This is a genomic window from Pseudomonas sp. GW821-FHT09E12 (assembly GCF_059416085.1).
On sequence record NZ_JBWKOM010000006.1, the window covers coordinates 403,837 to 418,379 of the forward strand.

A 14,543-nucleotide genomic window follows, 5' to 3' on the forward strand; every position below is an offset into this window, starting at 1 on the left:
CCATATACCAAGAAGCCCGCATTTATTGCGGGCTTTTTGCTTTCTGCCGTTTGGGTTTTCTCCCTTCTTTATTGGTTCCTCTGTTTGAACGTCGCAATCATTCTGGCGTCGTATTCAGCGTGTGCCTGTCCTTTTGATGTGGCCTTTCGAAGGCTCCCGGCAATTGTGAATCGATAACGGGAGCGAGTTCCGGGCGCAGTTTTTTCGTCTGGGGTGTGTTTTCTTTTTCGGATGGTGCGTCGCAGCTTTATAGATTCAGCGCTTCTTCAGCTTTGCGCCGCAAGCGCTTGTTCTTGCCATGATTTTTTAACGTTTAAAGCCGTCAAGCGGTGTATGATTGCGCCCGTCAGCCCCGCCGGGGCTTGTGGAATACCTCCATGGACTTACCCAGTAGTTACTCAGTATCCCGTTTTTACAATCATGAATTGACTGATTGATCCTTCCGGCGTGCTCCTCTGCTGGGAGTGGAGTTCGCCTATGACCGAAGTAGAAGTAAAGAAAACACAAGACAGTCTGCAGGATCGCCTCGCTCAAGTCGTTGAGCTGCTGCAGCGCCAACGGGTGGTCGAAGACCTGACTCATCGTCAGGAAGGTCATCATCAGGATCGGGTCGAGAACCTGGTCCACCGGCAAAACCTTGTCGAGCTGCAACGCAAGCTCGACGATCTGCACTCTGCCGACGTTGCCTACATCCTTGAAGCCTTGCCGCTCGACGAGCGTCTGACTGTCTGGCAGTTGGTCAAGGCTGAGCGTGACGGCGACATCCTGCTCGAAGTATCCGATTCCGTACGTGAAACCCTGATCGCCGACATGGACGATCATGAGCTCCTGGCTGCTGCCAAGGAGATGGACGCCGACGAACTTGCTGACCTGGCTCCCGAGCTGCCGCGAGACGTTGTCCATGAGCTGATGGAGGCGTTGGACGGCCAGCAGCGCGAGCGCGTTCGCTCCGCCTTGTCGTATGACGAGGAGCAGGTCGGTGCGTTGATGGACTTCGAGATGGTGACCATCCGTGAGGATGTCAGCCTTGAAGTGGTTCTGCGTTATCTGCGTCGCCTCAAAGAGTTGCCAGGCCATACCGACAAGCTGTTCGTCGTCGACTATGACGGTGTGCTCAAAGGTGTGCTGCCCATCAAGCGGTTGCTGGTGAATGATCCGGAGAAACAGGTTTCGGAAGTCATGGCCAGCGACCCGGTAAGTTTCCATCCGGACGAAGATGCCTACGACGCTGCGCAGGCATTCGAGCGCTACGACTTGATCTCGGCGCCGGTGGTCGACAAGAACGGCAAATTGATCGGCCGTCTGACCATCGATGAAATGGTCGACCTGATTCGTGAGGAGAGCGAGACCGAAGTCCTCAACATGGCCGGTCTGCGTGAAGAAGAAGATATTTTTGCCTCGGTCTGGCGTTCCCTGCGCAACCGCTGGGCCTGGCTGGCAATCAACCTGATCACCGCATTTGTCGCTTCGCGAGTGATCGGTCTGTTTGAGGGCTCCATCGAAAAGCTGGTGGCCCTGGCGGCCCTGATGCCGATCGTGGCGGGTATTGGCGGCAACTCGGGTAACCAGACCATCACCATGATCGTTCGCGCCATGGCGCTGGACCAGGTCAGCACCGGCAATACCTCGCGTCTGATGCGCAAGGAGCTGGCGGTAGCCTTGATCAACGGCCTGGTCTGGGGCGGAGTCATTGGCGTGGTGGCTTACCTGCTCTACGGCAGTTGGTCGTTAGGTGTGGTGATGACGGCGGCCATGACGCTCAACCTGTTGCTGGCGGCGCTGATGGGGGTTCTGATTCCGATGACGCTGGCGCGCCTGGGGCGCGACCCGGCCATGGGGGCCAGCGTCATGATCACGGCCATGACCGACAGTGGCGGCTTCTTCATCTTCCTTGGGCTGGCCACCATCTTCCTGCTTTGATCCCGTATGCAGCCCCTCTAATGGGGCTGTATCGTTTTCTCCATCCCCTTGCCATCCAGGCTTCTGTGTTTGTAGCGTTCGAGCAGCAAATTTCGCGCAAAAAAAAGCCAGCACAAGGCTGGCTCTAGCTTTCGAGGTCGAATCAGGAAGCGTCTGCGGCCATTTCGGCGTCATGGGCGATCAGCGAAACAAGAGCGTTCTGCTGGCGGTGGGAAAGTTGACGGAAACGTTGAAGCAGTTCGCGTTCATGCAAGGAGAGTTCTGGGCTGTCCAGGCGCATGCTCAACTCTTCACCCAAGGCGCCTTCCTGAATAAGACTCTGTTCCAGGCGCGCGATGATTTCGGAGTTCATGCTGCGGTGATGATTGCGAGCCACCTCGGCAATGCGTTCACGCATCCCGTCGGGTAGACGTACGACGAACTTGTCAGCCGTACGGCTGGAATAAATTGCCTGTTTCAATGGGCGCATATATTTAACCGGTTAGTTCAGGGGAGCGGTTCTCGGAATTGGCCGCGGGATGTCAGTTAGGACAAGCGTTGCTGCCAAATGTTCAACCTGAATTGTTAAGAGGCCCGCATCATGCCTCAAAGTAGCCAGATCCTTGGCGTCAATTCTGTGACAAATATTGAACTGGGTAAAGGCGTTATGCCAGCACCAATTATCAGAAATGCGGACTGGTTTGAAAAGATTGCCTGGTCCGCCTATCTGCCCGCGTCCTGATGTCCGATGGTGGTGCGCTTGTGCGTCGCCAGACGGGCATGCATGCGGATCCGATCATTGTTTCCTACCTTGTACAGGATAGTGGCAAATTGCCGATTTACTAGGCTGCGAGCGCCATGGAGTCTTCAAATGCCAGGCAGACTGATTTATTTGATGGGACCTTCCGGATCGGGAAAGGACAGCCTGATCGAGGCTGCGCGCCGTCCTTTGGCGCAACTCGGCTGTGATATGGTGCGGCGGGTGATCACCCGTTCCGCGGAATCCGTGGGGGAGGCGGCCCATGGGGTAAGTGCTGACGAGTTCGAGCGTCTTGAGCGGCAGGGCGCCTTTGCCTTGTGCTGGCGGGCCAATGGCCTGGCCTACGGAATTCCCGTGCAGATCGACGAATGGCTGGCCAGTGGGCGTCATGTCCTGATCAATGGCTCCAGGGCTCACCTGGATCAGGCTCGCCAGCGTTATCCGGAGCTTTTGGCGATTCTGTTAACGGTGGATATCGACGTGCTGCGGCAAAGACTGATGAACCGCGGTCGCGAAAGTGCGGCGCAGATCGAGGCGAGACTCGAGAGAAGCGCTCTTTTTTCCGCTGAGGGCGGGCCCGTGCTGGGAGAGTCCGTGTTTTTTCTGGACAACTCGAGCGAGCTGTCCGTGACGCTTGAGCGTTTTCTGAAGCTATTGAGATCGCAGGGGATCAGCGCAATACAGGGTCGAACTTGATCTTACGTCCCAACACCAGCGCCAGCAGGAACAGGCCGGAAAAAACACCACAGGCAACCAAGAGCGCATCACCCAGGGTATTTTCAGTGGTGAAGCAACCCAGTGTGGCACTGAGTACTGCCAGGATGAGAAGGCCTTTGGCAAGTCGGGACATTAACAGGCTCCTGATGGGGTGATATTCAAAATACCCAGCTTTCGGGTCTTGGGTTGGCAGGTAGAACAACGGCTTCTGGGGCATCGGCGACCTGTGCGATGCCAGGATTCTCCGATGCGCTGCTTATCACAGCCAATTGCGGGGCCTGGTGTTGCACGTAGTGGGCCTTGTACTGGGGGCTCTGATCCGCGCGGCCATCAGGCTGAAAGTGGAAGACCACCAGTACGGCGATGGCAATGGCATTCGATAGAAGAAGGGCGCTGTTCATGGGCTTGATCTCCACTGTTCTTTCATAGAGAGGAAGCAGCGCTCATGCCAAGAGTCTAACCTCTAATAAACCCTTTAAAAACAATGATTTGATAGGGTTTTTAGACGATGGCGGATTGCATTCTGCAATGATGGCTTTTTGCAGTGATGCAATTTGCACGGCGGCTCTGGCAAGTTGCCTGATGATCAGAGGCCGCCACCGGTTAAAAAGCCCTACTCACAACATGACAAAAGCAGGGCTGACCGTTAACATGCACGCCGTCCTTTGCGCCGTGGAGTACACGCGGTGGTCAATTTGTCCCAGTAGCTCAATTGGATAGAGCATCCCCCTCCTAAGGGGAAGGTTGGCAGTTCGAACCTGCCCTGGGACACCATCTATTTCCGGGCTTTCAGGCCAAACGTGGTTTTCGTCTTTATTTCCTGGTAACGGCTACGTTTGGTACACGCAGTTCTCGATGCTGTGGAGTCACCCATGATTGTCATTGCTGGAAAAAACAATATTTCGGTATTTGGCCTGGAGCGGGCTCTGCGACAATTTTCGCCCGACGAAATTGCCGTGGTCTGCAACCGTAACGATACAGGCGTCGATGGTTGGCAACGTTCGTTGCGGGCGGCCGCGCAAAAGTATGGTGTGCGTGAGATCAGCCTGGAGGCGGCTTATGAAGTCGCGTCCATCGCGTTCATTTCCCTGGAGTTCGACCGGATCGTCGTGCCTGGGCGCTTCTCTATCAGTCGTGTGTTCAATATTCATTTCTCGAGGCTGCCCGAATACAAGGGTATGTTTACCTCGGTCTGGCCGTTGCTGGAGTCCAGGGCCGAGGCGGGCGTGACCCTGCATTTCATCGACCGGGGTATCGATACCGGGGACATCGTCGCGCAACAGGTATTCCCAATCCCGTCCTGGTGGACCTGCCGCGATCTCTATTTCGCCTTTAACCAGCATGCCGGCCAGTTGCTGGAGCAGTGGTTTGCCAGGCTGGTCGATGATGGCGTCAGAGCGCAGCCACAGAGTGCGGCGGGATCCAGCTACTTTTCAAAGGACGCCATCGACTATGGGGCGTTGAAGATCGATCCGCTGTCGACGGCCTGGGCGCTACGCAACCAGATCAGGGCGTTCGCCTTTCGTGAATATCAATTCTTGCGCTGGGATGGGAAACCGGTGGTCTCGGCGACGATTCTGCCTGGGCGTTCGCAATTCAAGGCCGGGACCCTGATCAGCACAACTGACGATTATGTCGAGCTCTGCACCATCGACTATGACGTCCGGCTGAATTTTGATCGGTTGCCGGAGATGCTCAAGGCTTGTGAACGAGGCGATCTGGAGGCAGTGGTGGCACTGCAGGCCAATATTGCCGGTTACAACGATGCCAACTCGCAAGGCTGGACGCCGCTGATCGTCGCCAGTTATGCGGGTGCCTATGAGGTGGTTGACTGGCTATTGCAGCAAGGTGCCGACCCGGAGCGGTCCAACAACAAAGGCACGACGCCCTTGATGTATGCCAAGGATGCCTACCTGGCCGGGCGTTGTCGTAGAACCTTTCCGTTGTTGTTGCGCAAGGGCGCTAGGCTGGAGGCTGCCGACCATTGCGGTCGGGCACTCGCCGACTATGTGACTGACGAGCAGTTTGCTCAGTTGCGAGGTGCTTTCTAGGCACCTCGCAACAGGCGCATCAGTGGGCGGTGAACTGGTTGATGGCGGTGACAATGTGTTGCTGTTGTTCCAGGTCCAATGTCGGGTAGATCGGCAATGACAGGATCGAGTCATGCAGCGGCGCCCGGGATGCCTGGGAGGTCCTGGCCAGATCGCGGTAGGCCCGCTGCTCGGTGATCGCCAGTGGGTAGTGAACCAGGCATTGGATGCCACGCTCGGCCAGATGCGCCTTCAGCTGATCGCGCCATGGGCAGGTAATGACATACAGGTGCCAGACATGGGCGCTCGCAGTCGTCACCGAGGGCAGGGTGATTCCCGGGTGCCGGATGTGTTCGCCGTAGTAGTGGGCGATGCTGCGTCGACGGGCAGTATCGTTGTCCAGATGCGCCAGCTTCACTCCCAGCATCGCGGCCTGGATTTCATCGAGGCGGCTGTTCACCCCCTGATGATCGTGCTGGTATTTGACGCGCGAACCGTAGTTGCCCAGCGCCCGGACCAGGGTTGCCAGCTCGGCGTCGTTGGTAGTGATGGCTCCGCCGTCGCCCAGGGCTCCGAGGTTCTTCCCGGGGTAGAAGCTGAACGCCGCGGCATCGCCCCAGTTGCCGGCCTTGCGCCCGGCCAGCTCGGCGCCATGGGCCTGAGCGGCATCTTCGAGCACCAGCAGGCCATGCTTGTGGGCCAGCGCCATGATCTGCGGCATCGGCGACAGCTGCCCATAAAGATGCACCGGCAGGATCACCCGGGTTTTTTCCGAGATGGCCCGTTCGACGGCTTCGATCTCCAGATTGTGGGTGGCAGGGTCGACATCTACCAGGATCGGCGCCAGATCGTTTTCCAGAATGGCCGAGATGGTGGCGATAAAGGTATTGCTCTGCACTATCACTTCATCACCGGCCTGCAGCCGGCCTTGCTCTTTCCAGGCGCGCAGGATCAGGGTCAGAGCATCCAGGCCGTTAGCGACGCCGATGGCATGCCGGCTGCCGCAGTAATCGGCGAACGCGGCCTCGAATTGCTCAAGCTCACGCCCCATCAGGTACCAGCCGGAGTCGATCACACGGCTGCAAGCGGCTTTGAGCTGATCGGCATATTCGTGATTGATGCCTTTCAGATCCAAAAACGGAATATTCATCATTTGGGTCATTGTCCGAGCATGTCCATGAACTGGGCATAGTCTCGAACATAGTCGCCTTCTTCGTAGAGTTGATCGGCCAGGACCATCAGCACACAGTCTGGAGAGAAGTCATACATCTCACGCCAGATAAAGGATTCGATCAGCAGGCCCTGGCAAGGATTGTCCAGGGTGATGTCGATTTTTTCCCGACCGTCGTCCAGCAGAAAACGGCACGAGCCGCGTACGGCGATGGCCACCTGTTTGAGGGTCTTGTGGGCGTGGTAGCCGCGGCGAACCCCTTCACCGGTATTGAACATGTAGTACACCCGCTTCACCGGGAAGGGGATGTTTTTCCCTTCTTCCAGGGCGATCAGCGAACCACGGTCATCGCCGTGGGTCTGCAGCGGCAGAATGTGAATTTTCATCGCGTCTCCCCTTCGAGCCGTTTCGACAAATGCTGTTGCAGCCAGTTTTCAACGCTCTTGGCGTCGACCCGATAATTCCGGTAATACAGTTCTCGGGAGTCGGTCGAGCCTACCCGGTAAGCGATGTAGTCCATTTCCACGCCGACGACCGCCGCCAGGTTGGAAAAGCACGACAGCTCTGCGTATTCCTCGGCCATCCAGCACAGTGCGCGGGCGTTTTTCGAGGCGAAAATCAGATTGGTCCAGGCTGCGCCGGTGGGGCCGACTATGACTTCGGCATTGGCCATGATCGCCACCTGATGGTTGATGTCCTGTTCTTCCATGTACACGCAGGTAAACCCATAGGGTTCCAGCAGCTTGAGGATCTCGGCCTGGTTGTAGTGCCGGAGAAAGCCTTTGCGGGCCAGGAATACTCGTTTGGGGAGTTCGCCGATGGGAATGTCATGGGCCAGATGCAGCGCCTTTTCCCGCAGGAAATGGATCGACTCCGGGCGGACGAAGCCGCTGCTGGCACTGTTCTGTGCCGCGCCTTTGAAGTTCGGGATCATATTGTTCGGAGCACTGATCAGCAGCAGGTCGGCCACCTGATAGCTGGTGATGTTGTCCAGGAGCACCAGCGGGCGGCCAACGCCGATCGCCTCGATCAGGGCCTTGATCGAAGGAATGTTCTGGCTGCTCTTGGAGATCAGCAGAGGATAGTCCGCATATTGCGGCGGCAGTTCGGCCACGAATTGCAGTTGCGACAAGACTTCTACTGTCCAGTGGTAATAGTTCTGCTCGTTGCAGCCGCTGATCAGCAGGCCTTTTTCCAGCTCTACAGGTGTGCCGGTCCTGACCAGGGCCAGGCGCTGGCCATGGTAGAGCAGGTGCGCGGCACTATAGTCGGCCTGCAGGGATTTCGCCGTGGGCACTCGCTCCAGCACCAATTGCCCGCCGGGCAGTATCACCGAACGGGACACCGAGCAGACTTGTCCCTGCCGGAAGTGATACAGGGCGATCTCGGGTAACGCCAGGGTGATCGCTGGTGTCGATTGATGGAGGAACCGTGGGGGCTGGCTGGTGCCCGGTTGGCTCGGGCGAAACACATGGACCTTGTGCTCGTCGCTTTCATCCAGCCAGCGCAAGGCCAGGCGCCGGGTATCCTGGCGTCGAAAAAACAGTCGATACAGCAGGTCGCTGATCAGTCCCGGCTTTCTGCACAGTCGTTCATAGCCCAGTTGCTCGAGGCGTTTGCCAATACGCTGGAACCATGGGAGCTGCGAGCTGATCTGCGCGCCATGGAACACTTCGACTTTTTGCTCGTTGATGGCCAGCTTCTCAGTGAGCTGCGGATGGATCTCGCGGTAGTAATCACTGGCGATGATGATCTTGTCGAAAGCCAGCGAACTCAATTGTTGAGGCGCGTGGATCAACTTGCCGAACAGGCGCTGGCCCTGCTTCTGCTGATTGTTATCGACGAAGCCGATCACCCGGTAGCGGCGGCGGTTGTACTTGTAGAAGTTGACCCCGCCGGCGCCGGTGCCGAATATCAGCACCCGCGCTTTTTGTCCAAACCCTGTCGACACATTGACCTCGTCTTGCTGGTGCTGCCGGTGGTAGATCGTCACCCGAGCGGTTCGCCCGCTCGGTAAAGGCGGTGACGCTAGCCATTGTTATTGATGATGTTGCCCTTGATCTGGGCGATACCCTTGGCGTTCAGGTCGCGTCGGGTCCTTATCGGTTGCAGCTCGCCCTGGATTGCGGCGTTGATGGTATCAATCGCGGTCTTGCCGGTGTTACTCCGGGACTTGCCCAGCAGGTAGCGCAGCGACAGGCGGAACTGCTCTGACTCGTTGGCTACTGGCCGCGTACCGTGCAAGGTGCAGTTGTGCCAGAGCCCGACGTAACCCGGCCCGCCTGTCAGCCGGTAATCCTGGCAGGCCATCTGCTGCCCCTGATCGTCGGCGTAGGTCCATTGGTCGTGCTCCTGATGTTCCAACTGATGAGGGAACAGCGTGGCACCAAAGCGGTGAGTGCCGGGCATCAGGTGCAGGGGCGAGTCGTTTTCGGTGACGTCGTGCAGGTACACATACAGGGTCAGAAAGGTCGAGGGGTCGAGTTCCACCCGGCCCTGGGGCCAATCGATGATGTCCTGGTGGAAGTCGATCCCGCGAAAGTAGGTGATGTCGCGAAAGGGTTTTTTGATATAGGGCCCCAGGTTCGCCACATTCACATCGCGGATCTTTTCCCGCACCCAGTCCGGCAGCCACGAATCCGGTACGCCGCACACCGCTTTCTTGATCACTACCTCATAGTCGGCGCCGAGCACTTCATCGAGGACCGCAGTGAGGCGCGGATCCTGCTCGATGAACTGCAATTGCGACTCGAAGCCATTGAGGAAGTTGAAGGTCTTGTTCGGGTTGGCGTTGAGGTGGTTTTCCTGGGCCAGGTATTCAGCCTCGTCCATGAACAGCTTGGCCCCGAAGGCCCGTGCGGCGATCATTTCGCGGTACAGCGCCTGCGTGCGGTCAGCGTCCAGGATCTCGCCGAAGATATGGGCGCCCTGGTCGATGAGGTTTTGGATACAGGTTTGCATGTTGCGCTCGTTTTGACTGTTGCTGTCTGTCTGCAAGGTATCGGCGTGGCTGGCTTAAAGTTGATGCCGCGCGGCTGATATTCCCGATGGAGTTTGCCGCAATCGGAGCTGGCGGGCGGCGCGAGCAAGGATATCGAATGCTTTTGGCAACTATCTATAAGGGAACGCCAGAATCGGCCGATAACCCCATGGATGTTGTTGCAGGTCAAATGGCGGGGCCATGGACCGAGTGTCCGGCGAGAGCGGGCGGGCGCCATTGTGGGTTGATGTAGAATGCATTGATGGCCTGTGGCCATTATCGTTGTCCGGGGGCAACAAGGGTGACGACCTTGAGCGTGTCCTGCTGTTGCCGCGGGCTTCATCTTTTTTACGGGTCTGGAATCTTCGATGCTGGCGTACCACCAAAAAAGCTTTTTGATCGTCGATGATTTCTCGGATTTTCGCAGTTCTGTCCGGTCCATGCTGCGTGAGCTGGGCGTCAAGGACGTAGACACTGCCGATACAGGCGAGCAGGCGCTGCGCATGTGCGCGCAAAAGCGTTATGACTTCATCCTGCAGGATTACCACCTGGGCGACGGCAAGAAGAATGGTCAGCAGGTGCTCGAAGACCTGATGACCGACAAGCTGATCAGCCATGAAAGCGTGTTTCTCATGGTCACCGCCGAGACCAGCCAGTCGATGGTGCTCAGCGCCCTCGAGCACGAGCCGGACGCCTATCTGACCAAGCCTTTCAACCGCTCCAGCCTGGCCCAGCGGCTGGAGCGGCTGCAGCAGCGCAAGTCGTTGCTCAAGCCGATCCTGCAGGCGCTCGATCGCGGCAAGCCGCTCGAGGTGCTCAATGCCTGCATCGCCCTGTGCAAGCAGGATCCGCGTTATGCGCCGTTGTGCCTGCGCTACCGGGCCGATGCCTTGCGTGACATGAATCAGAACGAGGCGCTGGAGCGGTTGTACGAGAGCATCCTGGCGGATCGCCCGTTGCCGTGGGCCTATGTCGGCCTGGGGCGTCTGCTGTTCAAGCGTGGCCAGGTGACCCAGGCCAAGGCCATCTATGAAAAGGCCTTGAAGGCCTTTCCGATGATGCCGGCGCTCTACGATGGCATGGCCGATGTGCTGCTCGCCGAGGGTGATTCCAAGCGCGCCCAGAGTGTGCTGGAGGAGGCGGTGCGCCTGTCGCCGCTGGCCGTGCGCCGGCAAGCGCTGCTGGGCAAGCTGGCGATGACCAACGAAGACTTCGAGACCGCATCCAAGGCGTATCGCCAGGCGGTGTCGCAAGGCGCGCAATCGCGTTTCAAGGATCCGGAAAGCAACCTTGGCCTGGCCCATGCGTTGATCAGCAAGGGCAGCGAGAGGGGCCTGGATACCCGTACGCGCCTGGAAATCAACAGCACCCTGAGTGCGGTGGCCAAGGAAAACCCCAGCGATCCGGGGCTGCAGATTCGCGCGCGCCTGATGAAGGCCACCAGCCTGTTGCTCAACGATGCTGAAACGGCGGAAAAACTCACCGAGCAGGCGATGCTGCGTCTGGACGGGATGGAGCAGTTCATGAGCCCGGAAGCGGCGTTGCTGGTGGCCAAGCAACTGCAGATGCTGGGACAGGCCGATGCCGGTGCATCGATGCTGAAAAACTGTGCGGAAATCTACGGCGACGACCCGAAGGTGATGGAAGGTATTGCCAAGCTCACCGATGACCCGGCGATCCTCAACTCCGCCAACGCGGCGGCGGACATGAACCGTCAAGGCGTGCGCAGCTACAAGGCCGGCGCGTTGGGCGAAGCCCGGGATCTGTTCCGTCGGGCCCTGGCCATGCAACCGAAGAACATCAGTATTGCCCTGAACATGGCGCAGTCGCTATTGCACGGCACCGACATCACCCAGGACACGGCACTGCTGGATGAGTGCCGGACCTGCCTGAAAATGGTCGGCCTGATGCCCGATACCGACGCGCGTTATCCGCGTTATCAGAAGCTGCGAAGCAAGGCGTTTGGCGAATGAATACCCACGAACAGGCTCTCGACTTTTCCACGGTGATCGCCTCTACCGTGCACGACATGAAGAACTCCCTGACCCTGCTCATGCAGGCCCATGCCCAGTGGCTGGCGGCACTGCCGCAGGCGCACCAGGGCACGCTGGAGCAGGGCGTGATGGAGTTCGAGTTTGCCCATCTCAACGGCATGCTGGTGCAACTGCTGGGGCTCTACAAACTGGGGGTCAACCAGTTGCCGGTGCAGCCGGGTTACCACGAACTGGATGACTTCATCGAGGCGCAACTGGTCAGCCATCAGGATGTGTTCGCCAGTCGTGGCATTGCCGCGACCTATGAAGTCGATCCCTTGACCCCACTGGGGTTCTTCGATCGGGAATTGATCGCCTCGGTGCTGGACAACTGCATCAACAACGCCATTCGTTATGCGCGCCATGCGTTGCTGGTCAGCGTGCACGATGAAGGTGGGCAGACGGTGCTGACCATCAATGACGATGGCGAGGGTTATCCGCAGCCGATGATCGATAACCAGGCCGACTACGTGCAAGGCATCAATCACAGTAGCGGCAGCACCGGCCTGGGGTTGTACTTCGCCGGGCGCATTGCCGCGCTGCATCAGCGCAACGGTGTCTGCGGACGTACCGAGATTCGCAACGGCGGGCCTTTGGGCGGCGGTGTGTTCAGTCTCTACCTGCCCTGAGCCAGCTGCTGTTGCGCTTGCTCCAGGGCCTGTAGAAAGCAGGTCAGGGCGGCTTTCGACTCCTGACCCTGACGGGTGATGCAGTGAAAGGTCGAACGATAGGCCAGGCGCTGCGGTAACAGGGCGCGCATTTGGCCCCTGGCCACCCAGTTGGCGGCATAGTGGCTGGGCAGGTAACCCAGATAGCTGTCGGAAAACACCAGGGTGGCAATCGCTTCCATGGTGTAGACGGTGGCGCTCTGCAAAAAATACAGGCCATGGGGGCGTTGGTTCTCAGCCATGTAGCCACGGCCGACATAGGGTGTGTTGCATATTTCTTCCAGGGTCAGGTCAGTGTCGCTGCGTTGAAACAGCGGGTGCCCAGCAGCGCAATAGAGGTTTTGTTCCTCCTCGAACAGCGGCTGGTAGCGCAGCCCGGAGAGCTGGTGGTGGAAGGCTCCGATGGCCAGGTGCAGGCGCTCGTCGAGCACGGCCTGTTCAAGCTCGTCGGGACGCAGTATGTGCAGGCCCAGGCGGACTTCCGGCAGGCGCTGGCGGAACAGGTTGATGGCCAGGGGCAATGGCGCATAGGACAGGCTGAGCATGCTGTCGACATTGCCGATCTGCAGGTGGTCGCGTGCCGGCCCGCCGAGTTGGTTGGCCTGCTGCCGAAAGCGCTCGATGTCGCGAAACAGCAACTGCGCAGCATCGAACAGTTCCAGGCCTTCCTCGGTCAATTGGAAGCCACTGCTACCACGTCGGCACAGCGAGCAGCCCAGGCGCTCCTCGAGATCGCGTACCACCACGCTCAGGCGCGACAGGCTGGTATTGAGCCTGGCCTGAGCCGCGGTGAAGCCGCCGGCGTCGACTATGGTGCAAAAGACCCGCAGCATGCGCAGGTCGATATCGGATAGGCTGCCCAGCACATTGGCCTCCATCAGGCGCGGCAAGGGGATGGGCAAAGCCTACACCGGTGCGGATCTGCGAGTCAGCGGCGAGAGGCGATGGATTCGGCCAGCAGGCACATCAGCTCGAACATCATGGTCGCCCCTACCAGCGCCGTGGCGCCGCCGACGTCGAAGGGCGGCGACACTTCCACCACATCGGCTCCGATCAGGTTCAGGCCGCGCAGGCCACGGATCAACTGCTGGGCCTCCAGGGTGGTCATACCGCCTATTTCCGGGGTACCGGTGCCGGGGGCGAAGGCCGGATCCAGCACGTCGACATCGAAGCTGACATAGGTCGGGCCTTCACCGACCACGCGTCGGACCTCGGCCAGGGTGGCGGCGACGCCGATCTCGGCAAACTCTTCCATATGGATCACGCGGATGCCGGTCTCGGCAGCGAAGGCCTCGTCATCGGCCGAATAGACCGAGCCACGGATACCGATCTGCACGGTGCGTCGCGGGTCCAGCAGGCCTTCCTCCACGGCACGACGGAACGGTGTGCCGTGAGTGTAGGGATTGTTGCCGAAATAGCGGTCGTTGGTATCGGAGTGAGCGTCGAAATGCACCATGCCGATTGGCCGCTGGCGGGCCAGGGCGCGAAAGATCGGCAAGGTCACCAGATGGTCGCCGCCAACGGCCAGGGGCACGGCACCGGCTTCGTGCAAGTCGCGGAAAAAGGCTTCTATGCGCGACAGCGAGTCCAGCAGGTCGATGGGGTTGACGGGAGCGTCGCCGAGATCGCCGATGCGCACCAGGTCATAGGGGGCGATACGGCTGACATGGTGCACCTTGCGCATCAGGCTGGAGAGGTTGCGCACTTCTCGCGGGCCATGCCTGGCGCCGGCGCGGTTGGTGGTGCCGCCGTCCCAGGGCACTCCGACCAGGGCGATCTGCACCTGGGCCGGGTCATCAAAGACCGGCAGGCGCATGAAGCTCGGAATCCCGGCGAAGCGTGGCACCAGCGCTGCGTCCACGGGTTGGGGAAAATCATTGGGCATGGTGGAGCTCCTGTGGCGAATGGGAGCGGCATGTGGCTGCTCCCTGGGTAAGCGCTGTCAATGGGTTTCGATGGACGGCGCGACGGTCGGGCTGGTCAGCAGGGGCCTTGCGCATGCCTCACCAGCCGAGCCCGGCCAAGCGAGTTGGCGGGGGCGAAAAAATCATAGGGCGGGCGTGGCAGGCCGATAAATCATCAGCTCGGCAAGCTGGCTTGTGTTTTGTGACAAGTTCCTTGAGAGCGCTCCTTGCGAAGGCATGCCGGATGATGGTTGTTTATCCGGGTATTTCGAGTGTCCCTGCTTGATATTCCGAACAGCCGGAGCCTATTTTGTACGGGTCGCCGTTCTCGGCTCGTACAACAACAAGGATTGAGTCATGACAACCGATGGCCGCAGTTCA

The 14,543-nt window shown here is 59.1% G+C and carries 14 protein-coding genes and 1 tRNA gene; 6 read left to right on the forward strand and 9 right to left on the reverse strand.

Features of this window, described 5'->3' with window-relative positions:
- Positions 1-477: 477 nt before the first annotated feature.
- Positions 478-1,920 (forward strand): magnesium transporter, encoded by a 1,443-nt coding sequence (gene mgtE / locus AC07PQ_RS20165; RefSeq protein WP_007921578.1) that lies wholly within the window; start codon positions 478-480, stop codon positions 1,918-1,920.
- Between the two features lie 142 nt (positions 1,921-2,062).
- Here the strand turns inward: mgtE and AC07PQ_RS20170 are convergent, their stop codons facing one another.
- The gene (locus AC07PQ_RS20170; protein ID WP_003178899.1) at positions 2,063-2,389 is read right to left on the reverse strand and encodes an Arc family DNA-binding protein; all 327 of its coding nucleotides are present in this window, start codon (positions 2,387-2,389) and stop codon (positions 2,063-2,065) included.
- 381 nt (positions 2,390-2,770) lie between these two features.
- Here AC07PQ_RS20170 and phnN point away from each other — a divergent pair, with 381 nt between their 5' ends.
- Positions 2,771-3,355, forward strand: a complete 585-nt coding sequence (gene phnN / locus AC07PQ_RS20175) for a phosphonate metabolism protein/1,5-bisphosphokinase (PRPP-forming) PhnN (protein ID WP_493186041.1) — start codon at positions 2,771-2,773, stop codon at positions 3,353-3,355.
- On the opposite strand, the gene AC07PQ_RS20180 is transcribed toward phnN, so the two are convergent.
- Positions 3,330-3,509 (reverse strand): PA3371 family protein, encoded by a 180-nt coding sequence (locus AC07PQ_RS20180; RefSeq protein ID WP_007921585.1) that lies wholly within the window; start codon positions 3,507-3,509, stop codon positions 3,330-3,332. The two genes, phnN and AC07PQ_RS20180, sit on opposite strands and share 26 nt — an antisense overlap.
- A 25-nt stretch (positions 3,510-3,534) precedes the next feature.
- Positions 3,535-3,777 (reverse strand): hypothetical protein, encoded by a 243-nt coding sequence (locus tag AC07PQ_RS20185; RefSeq protein WP_493186040.1) that lies wholly within the window; start codon positions 3,775-3,777, stop codon positions 3,535-3,537.
- 296 nt (positions 3,778-4,073) lie between these two features.
- Between AC07PQ_RS20185 and AC07PQ_RS20190 the strand changes: the two genes are divergently transcribed.
- Positions 4,074-4,150: transfer RNA gene (locus tag AC07PQ_RS20190), tRNA-Arg, on the forward strand.
- Positions 4,151-4,248: 98 nt separating this feature from the next.
- Complete coding sequence (locus AC07PQ_RS20195) at positions 4,249-5,427, forward strand: ankyrin repeat domain-containing protein (RefSeq protein WP_493186039.1); 1,179 nt, start codon at positions 4,249-4,251, stop codon at positions 5,425-5,427.
- Between the two features lie 19 nt (positions 5,428-5,446).
- Here the strand turns inward: AC07PQ_RS20195 and AC07PQ_RS20200 are convergent, their stop codons facing one another.
- From AC07PQ_RS20200 to AC07PQ_RS20215, 4 genes are all read right to left on the reverse strand, one after another.
- Positions 5,447-6,568 (reverse strand): DegT/DnrJ/EryC1/StrS family aminotransferase, encoded by a 1,122-nt coding sequence (locus tag AC07PQ_RS20200; protein WP_007921599.1) that lies wholly within the window; start codon positions 6,566-6,568, stop codon positions 5,447-5,449.
- Positions 6,565-6,963, reverse strand: coding sequence for a sugar 3,4-ketoisomerase (locus tag AC07PQ_RS20205; RefSeq protein ID WP_007921600.1), 399 nt, complete (start codon positions 6,961-6,963; stop codon positions 6,565-6,567). Before AC07PQ_RS20205 ends, AC07PQ_RS20200 begins: the two co-directional genes overlap by 4 nt.
- Positions 6,960-8,528: a glycosyltransferase family 61 protein gene (locus AC07PQ_RS20210; protein WP_493186168.1), complete on the reverse strand. Its 1,569-nt coding sequence runs from the start codon at positions 8,526-8,528 to the stop codon at positions 6,960-6,962. Before AC07PQ_RS20210 ends, AC07PQ_RS20205 begins: the two co-directional genes overlap by 4 nt.
- Before the next feature lie 77 nt (positions 8,529-8,605).
- Positions 8,606-9,538 carry a phytanoyl-CoA dioxygenase family protein gene (locus AC07PQ_RS20215; RefSeq protein WP_493186038.1) on the reverse strand — a complete coding sequence of 311 codons (933 nt, stop codon included), beginning with the start codon at positions 9,536-9,538 and terminating at the stop codon, positions 8,606-8,608.
- Positions 9,539-9,925: 387 nt separating this feature from the next.
- Here AC07PQ_RS20215 and AC07PQ_RS20220 point away from each other — a divergent pair, with 387 nt between their 5' ends.
- Positions 9,926-11,530, forward strand: a complete 1,605-nt coding sequence (locus tag AC07PQ_RS20220; RefSeq protein ID WP_007921613.1) for a tetratricopeptide repeat-containing response regulator — start codon at positions 9,926-9,928, stop codon at positions 11,528-11,530.
- On the forward strand, positions 11,527-12,219 hold the full coding sequence (locus AC07PQ_RS20225; RefSeq protein ID WP_007921615.1) for a sensor histidine kinase: 693 nt from the start codon (positions 11,527-11,529) through the stop codon (positions 12,217-12,219). Before AC07PQ_RS20220 ends, AC07PQ_RS20225 begins: the two co-directional genes overlap by 4 nt.
- Here the strand turns inward: AC07PQ_RS20225 and AC07PQ_RS20230 are convergent.
- A complete protein-coding gene (locus AC07PQ_RS20230) occupies positions 12,207-13,136 on the reverse strand; it encodes a LysR family transcriptional regulator (RefSeq protein WP_493186167.1) in 930 nt (309 codons plus the stop codon). The genes AC07PQ_RS20225 and AC07PQ_RS20230 overlap by 13 nt on opposite strands.
- A 50-nt stretch (positions 13,137-13,186) precedes the next feature.
- A complete protein-coding gene (gene speB, locus AC07PQ_RS20235; RefSeq protein WP_493186037.1) occupies positions 13,187-14,143 on the reverse strand; it encodes an agmatinase in 957 nt (318 codons plus the stop codon).
- Positions 14,144-14,543: the final 400 nt, after the last annotated feature.

Bases quoted from the DNA above. Each gene is read 5' to 3' on its own strand.
- mgtE (WP_007921578.1), top strand. From the start codon at position 478: ATGACCGAAGTAGAAGTAAAGAAAACACAAGACAGTCTGCAGGATCGC.
- AC07PQ_RS20170 (WP_003178899.1), bottom strand. From the start codon at position 2,389: ATGCGCCCATTGAAACAGGCAATTTATTCCAGCCGTACGGCTGACAAG.
- phnN (WP_493186041.1), top strand. From the start codon at position 2,771: ATGCCAGGCAGACTGATTTATTTGATGGGACCTTCCGGATCGGGAAAG.
- AC07PQ_RS20180 (WP_007921585.1), bottom strand. From the start codon at position 3,509: ATGTCCCGACTTGCCAAAGGCCTTCTCATCCTGGCAGTACTCAGTGCC.
- AC07PQ_RS20185 (WP_493186040.1), bottom strand. From the start codon at position 3,777: ATGAACAGCGCCCTTCTTCTATCGAATGCCATTGCCATCGCCGTACTG.
- AC07PQ_RS20195 (WP_493186039.1), top strand. From the start codon at position 4,249: ATGATTGTCATTGCTGGAAAAAACAATATTTCGGTATTTGGCCTGGAG.
- AC07PQ_RS20200 (WP_007921599.1), bottom strand. From the start codon at position 6,568: ATGACCCAAATGATGAATATTCCGTTTTTGGATCTGAAAGGCATCAAT.
- AC07PQ_RS20205 (WP_007921600.1), bottom strand. From the start codon at position 6,963: ATGAAAATTCACATTCTGCCGCTGCAGACCCACGGCGATGACCGTGGT.
- AC07PQ_RS20215 (WP_493186038.1), bottom strand. From the start codon at position 9,538: ATGCAAACCTGTATCCAAAACCTCATCGACCAGGGCGCCCATATCTTC.
- AC07PQ_RS20220 (WP_007921613.1), top strand. From the start codon at position 9,926: ATGCTGGCGTACCACCAAAAAAGCTTTTTGATCGTCGATGATTTCTCG.
- AC07PQ_RS20225 (WP_007921615.1), top strand. From the start codon at position 11,527: ATGAATACCCACGAACAGGCTCTCGACTTTTCCACGGTGATCGCCTCT.
- AC07PQ_RS20230 (WP_493186167.1), bottom strand. From the start codon at position 13,136: ATGGAGGCCAATGTGCTGGGCAGCCTATCCGATATCGACCTGCGCATG.
- speB (WP_493186037.1), bottom strand. From the start codon at position 14,143: ATGCCCAATGATTTTCCCCAACCCGTGGACGCAGCGCTGGTGCCACGC.